Below are 17,192 nucleotides of genomic sequence, written 5' to 3'. Positions count from 1 at the left end.
TAAAAAAAGAGAGGGTATTGTCGAACATATGTTGAACGACAATACCCTCTCTTTCACTTATTATATCTATTTATCATACCCATTAGGTTGCTTCTGATGCCAATTCCAAGCATGCTCAATGATTGTCTTCACATTTACATACTGAGGATCCCATCCTAACTTCTCTTTCGCTTTCTGAGAAGAAGCAACTAAACGTGCTGGATCTCCCGCACGGCGCGGTGCTACCTCAGCTGGAATTTCATGATTTGTAACTTCACGAACTGCATCAACGATTTCTTTCACGCTGAAACCATTACCATTTCCTAAGTTATAGAAATCACTCTCTCCGCCGTTCTGTAGGTCCTTAAGCCCTAAGAAGTGAGCTGCCACTAAATCTTCAACATGAATATAATCACGGATACAAGTACCATCTGGTGTATTATAATCCTCACCAAACATCATAATCTTCTCACGTTGACCTAACGCCACTTGCAGCACAAGAGGAATTAAATGCGTCTCTGGACGGTGATCTTCCCCAATAATACCATTTGGAGTTGCACCAGCTACGTTAAAGTATCTGAAAACCTTATAACGTAAATTAGAAGCTTGGCTATACCAATGAAGCATCTTCTCGATTGCTAACTTCGTTTCTCCATACGTATTCGTTGGATTTGTCATCGTTTCCTCAGTAATAAGGTCTACATCTACCTCACCATACGTTGCCGCAGTAGAAGAGAAAATAAACTTATCTACCTTAAACTCATCCATTACCTCTAATAAGCAAAGTGCACCATACACATTATTATTATAATATTGAAGAGGCTTCTCCATACTAACTCCAACTAAAGAATCAGCTGCAAAGTGCATAACTGCCTCAATATTTTCTTGTTTAAAAACATCTCTTAAAAATGCTTTATCACGAAGGTCGCCATTATAAAACTTCGCACCTTCCGTAATTGCATCCTCATGGCCAGTTTGTAAGTTATCTACTACTACTACAGATAAACCTTCATCTACTAATTTTTTCACAGCGTGAGAACCGATATAACCAGCTCCGCCGCAGATTAGAATTGAATTCATTGTCTTCCTCCTACATATATTAGGATTTCTTATTCACTCTCTTATTATAAAAGGTATACGATTGCTCGTATACCTTTTGTGTACCTTTATTACTTAGCAACGAAATAATCCGTTACATATTGTGCCCAAACTTCATGCCCTTTAGCACTTGGGAAACCAAATTCTTCTGTTAAATATGGCAGGATAGCCTTCGTTGTTGCATCAGGCCATGCTCCCCAATGATCCACATATGTATAACCATTTTGCGTCGCAAATTGCTTTAACGCCTCAATTGCCTTCGGATAATTCTTCGCACCATACACTGGGTTTGGTGGTTGAATCATAATCGTAGCACCCTTTGCACTAGTAGAAAGTGCTTGTACAAATTTCTGCGTACTCGCAACAGAATTTCCATTACCAGTTTTACCATTGTCAGTAATAAATGGTGGTTCGAATAAAATCACATCTGGATTATCTTTCGCAATCTCTTTATCACGCTTATTTGCGATTAACTCGTCTGTACTTTCACCCTTATATTCCTTTACCGTCACATTCCATAAACCTTTACCGTAAGCAGTCTCTAAATTAGCCGTTAACTTAGCTGCCCAAGCATCTTTTTCAGATGAAGAAGCTTCATCACCAACAATAACAAGATTTACTGCCTTCTTATCCTCAGCAGCTTTCTTTAACTTCTCTTTCACTTCATCTGGTAAATTCTTCGCATATGCTTCATTAAAAGATGACTTCGCATCTTGTTTCTTCTCTGATTTCTTCGCTTCACTATCTTTCACTTCAGACTTCGTTTTCGTTACTTCACTCGTCTGTCCCGTCGCATTCGCAATCTTCTTATTCCAATATAATTTACCGCTCACAACCGAAGCGACAAACAATACAAAAATAACTAGGACAAGTACTGCTTTCTTATTCATCGATTCACCTCATCTATTAATCTCACAATATATAATACTAATATAAATTCACGCAAAAATAAACCCAACTCCTTCCAAAGGAGTTGGGTTATTACATATTACTTAGTCACTTCAAGATGCGCTCTTAACTTATTCGTTAAATCTTGTTTCGCAGCATCCGGAACATAGTAGTACCAAATACCATCAGCGGCTTTGTGGCCGTCACCTGAGATTTGGATATCTTCACTATTTTTCAAGCAATCTTTATAATTCTTTTGCATATCAAACATTTGATCTTGAGTTAAGTTTGTCTTCACGTTCTTTTGAATCGCTGTTAACACATCACCATAGCTTGATAAAGAAGAGAAACTTGCACCCTTCTTAATAACAGCCTGCATTACTTGGCGTTGACGCATTTGACGTCCGAAATCACCTCGAGGATCTTCTTTACGCATACGTGTGAACGCTAGAGCTTGGTCACCTGTTAGATGTACATTACCTTTAGCAAAGTGATGACCATTCGCAGTAAACTCTAAATCATTATTTACCTCTACGCCGCCAACCGCATCAACGATATCTTTAAAACCTTCCATATTTACCTCAATATAATAGTTAATAGGAACATTTAAGAATTTTTCTACAGTTGCAACAGACATATCTACGCCACCGAATGCATAAGCATGATTGATCTTATCACTTTTCCCTTTTCCAACAATTTCTGTATATGTATCACGGGGAATACTTACAGTTTTCATTGAATTATTTTTAGGATTTAAAGTAATAACCATTAAAGAATCTGAACGGCCTTTATCATCACCGCGTTCATCGGCTCCTAATAATAGGATAGATACTGGTTCAGATTTACTGATTTTGGCTGTTTCTGAGCTATTAGAGTCTTTATCACGTTTCAATGGTTTGTGAACTTCATTTAATGTATTTGAGACTTTTGAATATACATTATAAGCATATACTCCACCACCTATAATCATTACCCCTATAATCCCTAATACCCAAAATAGAATTTTCTTTTTCATCTCTTAATCCTTCCTTTTATCTATGTACTAACTCATTATACTAAGATTTAGCAAAATAAACATTTTATTTTATCCTGCTTCCTGATAGGTCTAATTCACCTGTAATATTACTAAAGATAACTTAGATGAAAATAAATCTATCATTAATATTATTAGATTTCCATATGAAATTAGTAATTTTCCAACGAGCAGTCATCTACAAACTATTTCCAGATCAATAAGATTATAATAACCAACCTATTAAAATCTATTCTTAATTATATACCTAATTCTTTTTCAACAGTAACTAATGCTGAACCGATAATCTGATGCATATCATAATATTTATAAGTAGCTAATCGACCACCAAATATCACATTATCTTCTTTATCAGCTAATTCTTTATATTTCTTATATAGTTCTGTATTCTTTTTATTATTGATTGGATAGTATGGCTCATCACCTGGCTTCCATTCAGAAGGATATTCTTTTGTAATTACAGTTTTTTCTTGAGAACCAAATTCAAAATGTTTATGCTCAATAATTCTTGTATAAGGAGTTTCTCTATCCGTATAGTTAACAACAGCATTACCTTGATAATTCTCAATATTAGATATTGTTTCATTTTCAAACTGTAAACTTCTATACTCCAGTACACCGTGTTTATAATCAAAGAATTGATCAACCATTCCAGTAAACACCACTTTATGAGCCATTCCTTCTAACTCTTCCCTGTTTTCAAAGAAATCAATCCCTAACCTAACTTCACTGCTTTCAAGCATTTTTTCTATCATCACATTATAGCCACCAATAGGAATACCTTGATACTTATCATTAAAATAATTATTATCATAAGTAAAACGAACCGGTAATCGATTAATAATAAATGCCGGTAATTCCGTTGCAGAGCGTCCCCATTGTTTTTCTGTATAACCTTTAATCAATTTTTCATAAATATCAGTTCCTACTAGTGAAATAGCCTGTTCCTCCAAGTTTTTAGGCTCTGTAATTTTAGCATCTCGTTTTTGTTCTTCAATTTTTTCTTTAGCTTCTTGAGGTGTTATTACCCCCCATAATTTATTAAACGTGTTCATATTAAAAGGTAGATTGTAAATCTCTCCTTTAAAATTTGCAACCGGAGAATTTGTATATCTGTTAAATTCAACAAAGCCATTTACATAATCCCATATTTTTTTATTATTGGTATGGAAAATATGCGCTCCATATTTATGAACATTTATACCTTCAATATTTTCAGTATACACATTCCCACCAATGTGATTTCTTTTATCAATAACAAGACATTTTTTCCCCTTTTTGGATGCCTCATGAGCAAACACTGCTCCAAATAAACCGGCTCCTACAATTAAATAATCATACATTATTTTCTCATCCTTTTCTTTTAAATAATCTATTTATTACATTAAAAAGGAACTCATCCTTTACTATATAAAGAATTATAAAGTAAACTAAAAATCCTATCCCTACCTGAATAATGGTTATAAAAACTATTGATATTTCCAAATAAGTACCCAATAAATAAATAGTAATTCCCATTATTGCTGAAGCTATACTATATGTTATAAATCCCCTGGTATACTTTATAGGATTGATAATGTCTCTAACTCTAAACAATAGTATAAATGTGACTATAAACTCAGCTAAAACTGTAGCTATAGCAGTCCCTATACTAGCAATATATTTAATTAAAATAACATTCGCTATAATGCTAATAATAGCACCTATGCTTACGGCCATCGTTACTTTATTTTGTTGATTAATAGGAATAAGTATTTGCATCCCAAAAACATTTGAAAGACCAATTAAAACTATTATTGGACTCAGAATAATAATTAGTGTTCCGACTTTTTCATAACCTGGACCAAAAAACCATAAAGTGAATGTCTGAGCGATTCCAGCTAACCCTACTGCCATTGGAATAGTCATAAAGAGAACAAATTTCACCACAATATTACTATATAATTTTATTTTATCCATATTATTTTGAGAAAATTCAGCAGCAATCCTAGGAAGCATAACCGTACTAGCGGAAGTTATAACACTTAGTGTAACTTTAACGATTCTTAATGCCTGATCATAAAAAGCTACTTCAGTTTCGTTCGCGATTACGCCTAATAATATTTTATCGACAATAACATAGAGTTGAATAATAACCTGTGGTAGAAATATGAGCATTACAGGCCTTAAATGCTTTGATATACAAACCTTTGAAATTTCAATCCTTTTCACATATTTAAAAGCCTGTGTCCACATCAATACCTGACCAAGAATATTTGATAAAACACTTATTAATACATATATCGCTAAATCATCTTTATCATTTACAAAAATAAAGATACACAAGAGTGAAGAAAAGCGAACAATCATATTTCGTACGAGTACTTTTTTGAGTTCTTCTAGCCCAAAGAATAACCATGCAATATCTATCATTGATGCAAATAACATAAGCCCTTGAATATAAAAAATCATTTGGTTTTTTTCTATTGCAAAAAATACAAAAAGAACATACATAAGGGAAAAAACAACTGAACTTAAAACCTGTATTATAAAAATACTCCAAAACTCTCTTGATAGCTTTTCTATACCTTTTGACTTTACAGAAGCTACCAGCCTATTTCCATATAACGGTATCCCTAATATAGAAAATAAAATAAAAACTTGTACAATAGAAAGAGAAAAAGCATTGATACCAATTCCTTCTGAACCAAGAACCCTTGAAAGATATGGCATAGAAATTAAAGGGATTAACAAAACCATCATTTGGTATAAAGAGTTATATATATAATTTGATAATAATTTACTCATAATACTCCTCAAATTCTTGTTCTAGAATCAATATAAAACTACATTTTTTTAGACATACTACCTAAAAAATATATAAACCATCGTTATCTTTCATAGCTTTCAACCCAAACTTTTACTAAATCTTAATCTATTTTGAATGTACTTAAACACAATTAAACAAATCCAAAATAATACAAAAGGCATACTGAAAGAAAACTGCATAGTTAAAAAAAGAAATATAATAAAATTAGTGACCGTCAATATTAAAATATCTTCTCTAAACTTATATCCTATCTTTAAGATAATTATAAAGAATAAGATGAAAAAAGTGACTCCTAACAGTAATCCCATGTTTGCTATACTTTCATCTAACATACTAGTTGTCATTTGCCACCCTAAATTTTGAGGCTGAGCAAGACCTACTGATGCAGCTGTTACATAAACACCGTAAGGATATGGTTTATTCTCCCAATCGTCCCTGTTAATGAAAAAAGAAACATTATACAGGAAGCTTTGCCCCCTATATTCTAATATTGGATTTTCATTTTCATTTAATTCTTTAAAGATCGCCATTTTTACATTATGATCTCTAGAATAATCAATTCTAAATTGTAAATAACCATCATTTGAGAATTTATTTAATCCATAATTTTCATCAAAATAGGTTGAATAAAAATTATTAAAGATAACCACACTTACTATAGATATACAAATCATCATGACAAAGCGCCTTGTATTATTTATGTACACCTTAACAAGCAACAAGATGAAAAATAAGAAAACTACCATTCTTTTTCCGTTTATATACATACTGAAAATTACTGAAATATATACTATAAAAGAAATATAAATGTGCTTCTGACGGTTTAATATTAAATATATCAAACCTGCTGGTACTGAGAGCATAGTAATATTTAAAAACATTTGATATAAAGATAATATATCTGAATTATATTTTGAAGCAGCTACTAAATAACCATATTTAAAAGAAGGAATATTATTAATATTAATCAAAGCTAATATTACTGGTGCCAATGTTAGTGTTAATAATATTAGATTTAATAACTTTTTTTTAGGCATTTTTTCTAAATTGATTTCTAATGAAAATTCTTTTTTAAAGATAAAAAAAACACAAAAAATAATAATATTAATAATATTAAAAATCAATATTACCTCTTCTGTATTCACAAATTCATATATATGTTGTGATCTTTCCGAATACTTTGGAATCCCTTTAATATTATCTAATATTAAAGGGAGTGTAAATATTAGATAATATATAATTAAAAAGGTATAGTTGAATGAAAATTTTCTCTCAATAATTAACTTCTTCAATATTATTAATATTATTGCAGTTTGAATGATGCCACTCAAAATATTTACAAATAACATTATTCTTTATCACACTTTCTTTATATTCATTAGTATTTCAGAGTATCTCTCAGCAAATTTTTCCAAAGTGAAATGCGTATTATAACAAATACTATTGCTATTACCCATTTCCTTTAGAATATTACTATCATTCTTAAAACCAAGAACTTTTTCTACAACTTCAGCAACATCCCCATTTTCAAACAATTCAATTCCATTTGTCATATTAGCAACTGTTTTATTTCCACCTGTATTAGATGCTAAAACCGGAATTCCTATTGACAGTACTTCTAATAGCACCAAGTCAAAATAAGTGTTCCTATTCGGTAATATAAATAAATCAGAAGCATTTACAATACTTCCTGGATCATCCGTCCATCCAAATTCTATAAAATTATTACTTTCTGATTTAATATCCCCAGTCCCACCACTAATAAATACTATTTCTTTATCTGCTTTATAAACTTCTTTTGCTACGTCTTTAAGAATGTCAAAACCTTTTATGTGATTATGTCTCCCTATATAAGATATTACGAATGCATCTTTTTCTATATTATGTTTCTTTCTAAATTCTTCCCTTGTTAACTTATGACTTAGCTTTTGACAGCCCGTTAGATTGTAATGAATTTTTTTATCTTTCATTATTAATTCAAAATCCTCAATAAAGGTTGAGTATATTTCCATGGATTCCTTCGAAGGAAATATAAAGTATTCACACATTTCAAACGCATTTTTTTCGAGTTCTTTAATTTTATGTTTAAAGCCCCTCAAGTCGAGATTCATATTATTAAAATTATTTTTTATTAGGTTTACGCATTCATCAGAAATACTTTCTGGTGTATGCGGAGTTAAAATAAGTTTTGATTTTAAATCATACTCACTAAATTTATTGTAGTCTAATACAGAATGTAGATGAACAATATCATTCTCAGTGAATGTAATTTCTTTTAGTTGTTGTTTAATCGCCATATCTCGATATTTTATGAATTTTTTTTCTCCAAATTTACTAGCCATGAAATTATTTTTCCCTACAATACTATTAAATAATATCTTTTTTAACGATTCACTCTTCTGACTCGAAACATTACTCCTCTTCGAGATAATTGACACATCTTGTTTTTGGTTAATTTTATTTAATCCTTTTTCTAAGTTAGCAATATAACCTGATGGACCTCCTCTCCTAATATCAATATTTCCTGGGTATGCTATATAATTCATGTTCTCACCTTCACACTTCTCTTATTAATTTATGTGATTTTTCAGTTGTGACTACTTACTAATGTTCACAATTTTATTTACTACTATCATTTATTCCTTTTATAATCCCAACATTAACCCTATCCTAAAATATAAATTCAAGGATTAGGCCCGTTATCAATGGAAGGAACTAAGATATTATTGTCTATTTATCCACATAACTACACATTAAAGGAGATTTGAATAAAATCTATCCCTTAACTTATTTAAATTTTCAGCCGTAAATTCTTTTGATTTAATAAAATTTCTTTTTGATTGCAGTTTATATAATTCTGGTTCTTCTATTAGTTTTTTTAATTTATTTGCTAAATCACCATAATCCCCTTTTTTGATTAAAAATTCCGGATCTATTAACTCTACTAATCCTCCACAATCCGAAGCTATAACTGCACATCCTCGACTCATAGCTTCAACCGTAGCCCTTGGCAAACCTTCCTGTAAACTAGGCTGAATGTATATGTCCATATTATCTAACCATTTCCATACTTCTTCACCATTTTCCCTTGTACCATCAAATATTATGTTTCTTTCAATCCCCATTTCCTGTACTTGTGAACTTCTTGTCGAAACATCACCATTGCCCAATAAATGGAGTTCAATGTTGTAATCATTAGAGAGTGTTTTTATAGCTTTAAATGCAAATTCGTGGCCCTTATATTTAGTATTCAGCCCTCCAATTAACCCAACCTTAATACTCCTCTGTTCCTTGAGATTTTTATTTAATCTATAATCTAAAGTCTCTTCACTAGCATCAAATATTTCAACATCCGAACAGCCTATATTGTGGCCTGAATTAGGATATCTATTTTGTAAAAATGTTTTGGTTACATATATTACATTTTTTGAGTTTCTTACCAGTTTTTTTGTATATAAAAACATTAAAGGTGCCATTATTTTCCCTTTTAAATTCCCATAATTCCAAAGACCATCCCATGGGCAAGCAACCATTTCAATTGCATAAGGAATTTTAAGCTTTTCGCTTGATTTTATGGCTATACTTCCTAAGATACTCGGTAACCTTGATATCAAATAGCTTGATTTTGCCACTTCTTTTTCAACTATTTTATTTATCATTCCTAAATTGCTAATTTTATTATAATCAGGAATCTCAACCACTTGAATCTTATCACTATTTACCAACTTTAACCTATCTATCATATTCTCATCGTGAATTACCTCACATCTTACTAACAAGGTAATGGTATCAAAATATTTTAGATACCTATTTAAAACATTTTGACCTAACCCACCACTAGAATAATAATTATTATTTATCTTTTTTACTTTATGATCATGAACAAATACTAAGCTTTTCATTAAATTACCTCCTTGCTTTCAGGAGTTTTGCCGGTACCCCTCCAACTATTAAATCGTTTTGCACATCTTTTTTCACTACAGCACCCGCAGCAACAATACTTCCTGATTTAATTTTCACACCTGATAAAATTCTAACACCCGCACCAATCCACACATTGTTCTCTATTACTGTTCTTTTCAATTTTAATCCTTGATCTTTAATGTTTACCAGTAAATTATCATACACATGTTCGCTAGAAAGAATACTAGTAGCATGTGCTATTGATACATCATTTTTTATTTGTATCCCACCAACAGCATCAATATAACACATAGGATGAATGCTAACATTATTACCTATTTCTAAATTCTCAATATTTAATAGGTATACATTAGAAAATATTGCTACATTATCACCACAACTCTTAGCTAATTTTTTTACACATAAATAATTTAATAGCATTGCCATCTTTGATGAATTTCTTCTATTATAAGTTAATAAGAATCTCACTATAGGCTTAGGCAATATCAAAAATATCTTAACCAATATATCTATTATTTTTTTGAATTTTCTTAGTTTATCTCTATTTCTCATATTCTCACCTGAAAGTTCATACTTCTAATTTTATTGAAATATCTATCTGTTTTTATTATAATACCATTTCACAAACTTATTTATTCCTTCTTGAATTGGAGTATCTGGCTTAAACCCTACATCATTAATCAGATCTGAAACATCTGCATATGTTTGATAAACATCTCCTGGCTGCATTGGATAGTACTCCTTAACAGCTTCTTTACCTACTGCAGATTCAATAGCCTGAATAAAATCTAACAATTTTACAGGTTTATTATTTCCTATATTATAAACCTTGTATGGTAATTCTTTATTATTAAGTACAGGGGAATTTTCTAACAGCTTCATTATCCCATCTACAATATCATCAATATACGTAAAATCTCGATACATATCTCCCTTATTAAATACTTTTATAGGCTTCCCTTCTGTAATGGCTTTTGTGAAAGAAAAATATGCCATATCTGGTCTTCCATAAGGGCCATACACAGTGAAAAAACGTAAGCCAGTTGTTGGAACATTATACAAGTGGCTATATGTATGAGCCATTAACTCATTTGATTTTTTCGTTGCCGCATATAGACTAACTGGATTGTCCACTTGATCTGCCGTTGAAAACGGTATTTTTTTATTTGCACCATATACCGAACTTGATGATGCATAAAGCAAATGTTCCACTTTATGATGTCTACACATTTCAAGGATATTTAAAAAACCAACAATATTAGATTGAATATAAGCATCTGGATTTTCTATGCTATACCTGACACCTGCTTGTGCAGCAAGATTAACAACAATATGAATATTATTTTCATTAAACAGTTTTTCTAGATATTCCTTATCTGTTAAATCAGCTTTATGAAAAGTAAAATTATCGTACTGATTTAATATGTTTAAACGACTTTCTTTTAAACTAATATCATAATAGTCATTAAGGTTATCATATCCAATAACCTTACAACCCATTTCCAACAATTTTTTAGAAAGATGCATACCGATAAAACCGGCTGCACCTGTTATTAAATATATTTTTTTAGAATCTACATTTTTTAAATTCATTTTCAGACTCCTACACCATAGTATTTAAAGCCTTTTTCAATCATGGATTTTTTATTATAAATATTTCTCAAATCAAAGAAATACTCACTTCCATCTATTTCACGAAGCTTATCGAAGTCAAGGTTCCTAAATTCATTCCACTCCGTTAAGATCACTGTAGCACTTGTACTTGCAATTGCTTCGTAGGCCGTTTCACACCACGTAATACTGTCTTTAATTCCTTCCAGACGCCATGTTCCCTCTTTTAGTCCCTCAGGATCATACACTTTAAATTTCGCCCCACGTTTTGCTAACTCAGGTAAAATTACAAGAGCCGGTGCATCTCTCATATCATCTGTATTAGGTTTAAAAGTAATACCTAAAATAGCAAATGTTTTTCCGTCAACGTCACCCATAGCATTAACAATTTTATCTACCATTTTCAACTTCTGTTTTTCATTTGCTTCTACTGTCGCCTCAATTAGAGAAATAGTTTCACCGTGTTCATGAGCTATTCTTGCAAGAGCCTTCGTATCTTTTGGGAAACAGCTCCCTCCATATCCAGGGCCTGCATGTAAAAACTTCGGTGAAATCCGCCCATCTTGCCCCATCGCTTTCGCTACTTTCTGAACATCTGCACCAACTTTTTCACATACATTAGCAACTTCATTAATAAATGTTATTTTCATTGCAAGAAAAGCATTTGCAGCGTATTTAATCATTTCTGCTGTTTCAATATTAGTTTCTACAAATGGTGTTTCGTTCAGATAAAGAACTCTATAGACGTCCTTCATTAACTCTAATGCTCTTTCACTTTCAGCCCCAATAACAACTCTATCAGGATGAGTAAAATCTCTAACAGCAGAACCTTCTCTTAAAAATTCTGGATTTGAAACTACATCAAAATCATACTCAATTCCTCTTTTATCCAGTGCTTCTTTTACTGTAGATTTAACAATTTGCCCTGTGCCAACTGGCACAGTAGATTTATCTACAATTACTTTATATCCATTCATATATTTTGCAATACTCTCTGCAACTGCAAGTACATATTGAAGGTCGGCGCTTCCATCATCTGCCGGCGGTGTACCTACTGCTATAAAAATAACATCATTATTTTCTACAGCCTCTTTAATATCAGTGGTAAAGTTAAGACGCTTATAGTAATGGTTTTTTTGTACGACTGTCTCTAATCCTGGTTCATATATAGGAATTACACCATTTTTCAGGTTCTCGATTTTATTTTGATCGACATCAACACACGTCACTGTATGTCCAAAATCTGATAGAATGGCTCCTGATACTAAACCTACATAACCTGTTCCGACTACTGCTATTTTGGTCATATTCTACACTCCACATCCATTTATTTATTACAAATTTGATCAATTTTATTCATGTATGCCTTTATTACTATGTTTCTATCAAACTCTTTTTCAATTTTTTCTCTAGAGTTTATACCCATTTGTTTTCTCTCAACATCTCTCAGGCAAATGAATTTTTCAATTTGCTCAACTAAACTACTTGTGTTTTTAGCTTCAAATGTATATCCATTCTGATTTTCTGAAATTGTTTCTCTACAACCAGGTATATTAGAGGCAATCAATGCTCTCCCAGTAGCAGCTGCTTCTAATAAAACATTAGATAAACCTTCTCCACCATGAGAAGCTTGAATAAGACAATGAGCTTCTTTAACAAATGGTTTAACATCTGATTGATACCCTAAGTATGTAATAAAACCTTCGTTTTGCAGCTGATTAATCATATCATTATAATGTGGCTGTGTTTTCTCGACAAAACCTATAACATTAAATTGTGTATCTGGATATTTTGTCTTTATTATTTTTGCAGCTTCTAAATATTGATCAATACCTTTATCCCTCATAATCCTACCAATAAAGATGAATCTCAACACATCTTCTTCTGGAAAATCTTTAAACTTATATTCTTCTAAATTTACTCCTGAACCTGGAATGAGTTCATAATGCCCTTTAATTATATTTCTATCCACTAACATTCTCATATCTTCAGTATTTTGAAAGAAAACACAGTAAGATTTTTTCAAACTCACTTTATATAAAGTAGATAAAAATGTTTTTAAAAGCGCACTTTTACTAAATCCACTTCCTAGACCTGTAATATTATTTATACATGGAATGTTTAAAAGTCTACAAGCTAACCCTCCATATAAATTTGGTTTTATCGTATATGTTAATACAACATCCGGTTTTATTTCCTTTAATATTTTAATGTAGTGCGCTACTAGTTTAAAATCAGTTATCGGGTTTGTACCTCGTCGATCCACATTTGTTTCTACGAATTTACATCCCCATTCAATCATCTTATCTACTTTTTCGTCTTTAGGTAAAGATATATATACTTCATACCCTTCCCTTAATAATTTTTGTATTAGTTCTTTACGAAAATTGTATATTACAAATCCATGGTTACCTAATAATAGTACTTTTTTATTCATAGTTTTATGTCCACCTAATTACATACTTATTTTTATAGAAGTTTCAAAGTCAACAACGCAATAGTCAAAATCAGGATTTAGTTTTTTATCATACGCTTTATTTCCTAATACCTTATTAACGACATTTATCTTTTTTGACATTATATTTATGACTGGATTAAATGTTTTAATAAAGTGGACCTTCTTACCCATGTTGATAGCCATAAGATTAATAATATCTTTTGTACTAACATATTCTTTATTTTGCGGGAAAAATATCCCATTTAATTCTTTATCAATAACACCCTTTAAAAATTCACATAAGTTATCAATGAATATCATGCTTCTCTCATTACTGATATCAGGAAAAATAGGTGATTTTTGTGCCAATGTTTTCAGCCTAGGAAAATTCCCTCTACAATTTGGTCCATATACCATTGGCGTTCGTACCATAACCGTTTTAAATTTATTACTATTCATTTTTTGAATAGCTAAATCAGCTTCGAGCTTACTTTGCCCATAAAAATCAATAGGACTTGGCTCAGTTTCTGCAGTAATAATTTTAGGTTCACCTAATTTTCCATCTGCACCATAGATAATCATACTGCTCATAAAAATGAATTGTTTTACATTTTCTTTTTCAGCTTTTTCTGCAATATTAATTGCTAAATCTCTATTAATCTTATAGTACATTTCTTCCATTTTAGGATCAGCTGAAACATGAGCTATTCCAGCTACGTGTAAAACGACATCATATTGAGAAAAGTCCTGTTGTTTCCATCCATCATTTCTAACAGATATTTTGTCAACATCATATTTACTTGACCAATTATTAACCCATTTCTCAAAATTTGTTCCTATGTAACTTTCTTTTCCAGTTATTAAGATTCGTTTCTTATCCATTTATGAACTAGCCTCTTTTCTCGTTTCAGAGTTTTGTTCACTATTGTTACTTTTACTTTTCCCTTCCTTAACACCTTCAGATTTCAAAACACTTTTTATAGTCATAAAAAATACTTTTAAATCGAATAATGGTGATAATTTATCTACGTATTCACCATCTAGTTTCGCCTTTACATTAATAGGAAGTTCATCTCTTCCATTTACTTGTGCCCATCCAGTTAATCCTGGTGTAACATCATTTGCACTATACTTATCACGTTCTTTAATTAAGTCATATTGATTCCAAAGTGCAGGTCTAGGACCGATTATGCTCATTTCACCCTTAATAATATTAATAATTTGTGGAAGTTCATCCAAACTTGTTTTTCGTAAAAATTTACCGATTTTCGTTATATACATATCAGGATCTTCCAAGAGATGAGTAGGCATATCTTTTGGAGTATCAATCCTCATTGTCCTAAACTTCAAAATATAAAATTCTTTTTTCCCTTTACCAATACGGCGTTGTTTAAATAGAACAGGGCCTTTTGAATCCAACTTTATACAAATTATTAATAATAAGAATACTGGCGATGATACTACTAACCCTACAATCGCAACAATAACATCTATTATTTGTTTCAAACTCTTTTTATATATCACTTTTATTACCACCTCAATTTTCTCAACATATAGATAAACGTTCTAGGAATTAAATAACTTTTAATTTAAAACCTTAGTATTAGCAATTTCTATCAATCTTTCTCTTATATCCTCTTTACTCATTTCTTCAAAACCATTCATAAACTGTCTTAAAATTTCTTGATCCATTAGGACAGCTTTCCCAATATGAATCTTAGGGAATATTTGTTCAGGATGAATTTCCCCTTCGTTTAATAGCTCTTCATACATTTTTTCTCCAGGTCTTAATCCAGTAAATTCAATTCCAATTTCCTCAATAGAATACCCGGAAAGAGTAATAAGGTTCCTTGCTAAATCAACAATTTTTACTGGTTCCCCCATATCCAGAACAAAAAGCTCTCCACCTTTAGCTAACGTTCCAGCCTGAATAACTAGTCTTGAGGCTTCTGGTATTGTCATAAAGTAACGAATCATATCAGGATGAGTGACTGTTACAGGACCACCTTTTTGAATTTGCTTCTTAAATAATGGGATTACACTTCCTCTGCTTCCAAGAACATTACCAAATCGAACGGCAACGAACCTTGTATTAGTACTTACATCTGCCAGATGCTGTACAAGCATTTCTGCAAATCGTTTTGTAGCTCCCATTACATTTGTAGGATTTACAGCTTTATCTGTAGAAACCATAACAAATGTATTCACTTTAAATGTATCCGCTGCTTCAGCAACATTTTTTGTACCAAAAATATTATTTTTCACAGCCTCTTCAGGGTTACGTTCCATTAAGGGCACATGTTTATGTGCAGCTGCATGATAAACAATATACGGACGATGCTTATCAATTATTTCAAAAATCTTATTTCGATCCTGTACATCTGCAATTTCTGTCGTAATTTCAACTGTATCTTTATAGGTAACTCTCATTTCCATTTCAATATTATAAATACTGTTTTCACCGTGTCCTAGAAGAACAATTTTACCCGGCTTGTACTTCATTACTTGACGACAAATTTCTGATCCAATTGATCCTCCAGCACCTGTTACTAAAATTGTTTTACCTGCAATCTTTTCTACAATACCGGCATCATCTAATTGAATTGGCTCCCTACCTAATAAATCCTCTACTTGTACATCACGTACTTCATTAACAGAAACTGTACCATCTAGAAGATCCTCCAGCATTGGAACAATTTGCGTTTTCGCCTTCGTTTTTCTACATTTTTCAAAAATCTCGTTTATTTGTTTACGATTTAAGGAAGGAATAGCGATGATGATATGTTCAATATCGTTATCTTCTACAACTTCTTTGATATAATTTGTTGTACCAATAACCGGTACATTATAAATTTCTAATTTTTGTTTATTTCTATCATCATCAACAAACGCAATTGGATATAAATCTGCCTCTCTATTATGTTGCAATTGACGTACCACCATTGTTCCAGCTGAACCAGCACCAATAATCAATGTTCGTTTTTTATCGGCAGCTTTAGTAATATATGTATCACGGAACATGCGCCACACAAAGCGAGAGCCACCAATTAATAATAAATGTAGCATCCATGCGATTACTAAAATCCGAACGTAAATATCATGATTTATGATTTGTTGAACTATTGCTGTTACAATAATTGAAAGCGTAATTGATTTAAATATTTGTTTTAATTCTCCAATACTTGCATACTCCCATGCCTTGTTATACAGCTTATAAATAGCAGCAAAAACATGATGACTACACAATAATGTAATAGAACTAATAACCACTGTCATAGGAATTTTGTTTAATACATTAGGATGTATAAACCAATAACTTAAATACACAGCAGTTAATACGATAAATGAATCTAATAAAATTAATAATGAGAGCCGTTTTCGATAACTCAATATATCTGTTCCCTTCTTTATAC

At 31.4% G+C, this 17,192-nt stretch carries 15 protein-coding genes; all 15 read right to left on the bottom strand.

Annotation, left to right across the window (positions count from 1 at the left end; translation table 11 throughout):
• Window positions 1-66 precede the first annotated feature (66 nt).
• Window positions 67-1,059, bottom strand: a complete 993-nt coding sequence (galE, locus tag ACUN28_RS02805; protein WP_097863775.1) for a UDP-glucose 4-epimerase GalE — start codon at window positions 1,057-1,059, stop codon at window positions 67-69.
• Between the two features lie 89 nt (window positions 1,060-1,148).
• A complete protein-coding gene (locus tag ACUN28_RS02800) occupies window positions 1,149-1,967 on the bottom strand; it encodes an SGNH/GDSL hydrolase family protein (protein ID WP_445423344.1) in 819 nt (272 codons plus the stop codon).
• A gap of 98 nt (window positions 1,968-2,065) precedes the next feature.
• Complete coding sequence (tagU, locus tag ACUN28_RS02795; RefSeq protein ID WP_445423343.1) at window positions 2,066-2,980, bottom strand: polyisoprenyl-teichoic acid--peptidoglycan teichoic acid transferase TagU; 915 nt, start codon at window positions 2,978-2,980, stop codon at window positions 2,066-2,068.
• Between the two features lie 257 nt (window positions 2,981-3,237).
• Window positions 3,238-4,341: a UDP-galactopyranose mutase gene (gene glf, locus ACUN28_RS02790; protein ID WP_327986530.1), complete on the bottom strand. Its 1,104-nt coding sequence runs from the start codon at window positions 4,339-4,341 to the stop codon at window positions 3,238-3,240.
• Between the two features lie 7 nt (window positions 4,342-4,348).
• Window positions 4,349-5,785: an oligosaccharide flippase family protein gene (locus ACUN28_RS02785; protein WP_445423342.1), complete on the bottom strand. Its 1,437-nt coding sequence runs from the start codon at window positions 5,783-5,785 to the stop codon at window positions 4,349-4,351.
• Between the two features lie 99 nt (window positions 5,786-5,884).
• On the bottom strand, window positions 5,885-7,156 hold the full coding sequence (locus ACUN28_RS02780) for a hypothetical protein (protein WP_445423341.1): 1,272 nt from the start codon (window positions 7,154-7,156) through the stop codon (window positions 5,885-5,887).
• A 9-nt stretch (window positions 7,157-7,165) separates the two neighbouring features.
• Window positions 7,166-8,353, bottom strand: a complete 1,188-nt coding sequence (locus tag ACUN28_RS02775) for a glycosyltransferase family 4 protein (RefSeq protein ID WP_445423340.1) — start codon at window positions 8,351-8,353, stop codon at window positions 7,166-7,168.
• Window positions 8,354-8,560: 207 nt separating this feature from the next.
• The gene (locus ACUN28_RS02770; RefSeq protein ID WP_445423339.1) at window positions 8,561-9,709 is read right to left on the bottom strand and encodes a glycosyltransferase; all 1,149 of its coding nucleotides are present in this window, start codon (window positions 9,707-9,709) and stop codon (window positions 8,561-8,563) included.
• Between the two features lie 4 nt (window positions 9,710-9,713).
• The gene (locus ACUN28_RS02765; RefSeq protein ID WP_445423338.1) at window positions 9,714-10,283 is read right to left on the bottom strand and encodes an acyltransferase; all 570 of its coding nucleotides are present in this window, start codon (window positions 10,281-10,283) and stop codon (window positions 9,714-9,716) included.
• Between the two features lie 42 nt (window positions 10,284-10,325).
• Window positions 10,326-11,324 (bottom strand): NAD-dependent epimerase, encoded by a 999-nt coding sequence (locus ACUN28_RS02760; protein WP_445423337.1) that lies wholly within the window; start codon window positions 11,322-11,324, stop codon window positions 10,326-10,328.
• Window positions 11,325-11,326: 2 nt separating this feature from the next.
• The gene (locus ACUN28_RS02755) at window positions 11,327-12,649 is read right to left on the bottom strand and encodes a UDP-glucose dehydrogenase family protein (RefSeq protein ID WP_098585125.1); all 1,323 of its coding nucleotides are present in this window, start codon (window positions 12,647-12,649) and stop codon (window positions 11,327-11,329) included.
• Window positions 12,650-12,669: 20 nt separating this feature from the next.
• Window positions 12,670-13,779, bottom strand: a complete 1,110-nt coding sequence (locus ACUN28_RS02750) for a glycosyltransferase family 4 protein (RefSeq protein ID WP_445423336.1) — start codon at window positions 13,777-13,779, stop codon at window positions 12,670-12,672.
• An 18-nt stretch (window positions 13,780-13,797) separates the two neighbouring features.
• Complete coding sequence (locus ACUN28_RS02745) at window positions 13,798-14,661, bottom strand: NAD-dependent epimerase/dehydratase family protein (protein ID WP_445423335.1); 864 nt, start codon at window positions 14,659-14,661, stop codon at window positions 13,798-13,800.
• A complete protein-coding gene (locus tag ACUN28_RS02740) occupies window positions 14,662-15,303 on the bottom strand; it encodes a sugar transferase (protein ID WP_098585128.1) in 642 nt (213 codons plus the stop codon).
• Window positions 15,304-15,363: 60 nt separating this feature from the next.
• Window positions 15,364-17,169 carry a polysaccharide biosynthesis protein gene (locus ACUN28_RS02735; protein ID WP_445423334.1) on the bottom strand — a complete coding sequence of 602 codons (1,806 nt, stop codon included), beginning with the start codon at window positions 17,167-17,169 and terminating at the stop codon, window positions 15,364-15,366.
• Window positions 17,170-17,192: the final 23 nt, after the last annotated feature.

This window comes from Bacillus sp. WC2507 (genome assembly GCF_052656125.1).
This window is presented reverse-complemented; position numbering and strand designations above follow the sequence as displayed.

Coding starts and splice junctions, on each gene's coding strand:
- galE (WP_097863775.1), bottom strand. CDS start 1,059: ATGAATTCAATTCTAATCTGCGGCGGAGCTGGTTATATCGGTTCTCAC.
- ACUN28_RS02800 (WP_445423344.1), bottom strand. CDS start 1,967: ATGAATAAGAAAGCAGTACTTGTCCTAGTTATTTTTGTATTGTTTGTC.
- tagU (WP_445423343.1), bottom strand. CDS start 2,980: ATGAAAAAGAAAATTCTATTTTGGGTATTAGGGATTATAGGGGTAATG.
- glf (WP_327986530.1), bottom strand. CDS start 4,341: ATGTATGATTATTTAATTGTAGGAGCCGGTTTATTTGGAGCAGTGTTT.
- ACUN28_RS02785 (WP_445423342.1), bottom strand. CDS start 5,785: ATGAGTAAATTATTATCAAATTATATATATAACTCTTTATACCAAATG.
- ACUN28_RS02780 (WP_445423341.1), bottom strand. CDS start 7,156: ATGTTATTTGTAAATATTTTGAGTGGCATCATTCAAACTGCAATAATA.
- ACUN28_RS02775 (WP_445423340.1), bottom strand. CDS start 8,353: ATGAATTATATAGCATACCCAGGAAATATTGATATTAGGAGAGGAGGT.
- ACUN28_RS02770 (WP_445423339.1), bottom strand. CDS start 9,709: ATGAAAAGCTTAGTATTTGTTCATGATCATAAAGTAAAAAAGATAAAT.
- ACUN28_RS02765 (WP_445423338.1), bottom strand. CDS start 10,283: ATGAGAAATAGAGATAAACTAAGAAAATTCAAAAAAATAATAGATATA.
- ACUN28_RS02760 (WP_445423337.1), bottom strand. CDS start 11,324: ATGAATTTAAAAAATGTAGATTCTAAAAAAATATATTTAATAACAGGT.
- ACUN28_RS02755 (WP_098585125.1), bottom strand. CDS start 12,649: ATGACCAAAATAGCAGTAGTCGGAACAGGTTATGTAGGTTTAGTATCA.
- ACUN28_RS02750 (WP_445423336.1), bottom strand. CDS start 13,779: ATGAATAAAAAAGTACTATTATTAGGTAACCATGGATTTGTAATATAC.
- ACUN28_RS02745 (WP_445423335.1), bottom strand. CDS start 14,661: ATGGATAAGAAACGAATCTTAATAACTGGAAAAGAAAGTTACATAGGA.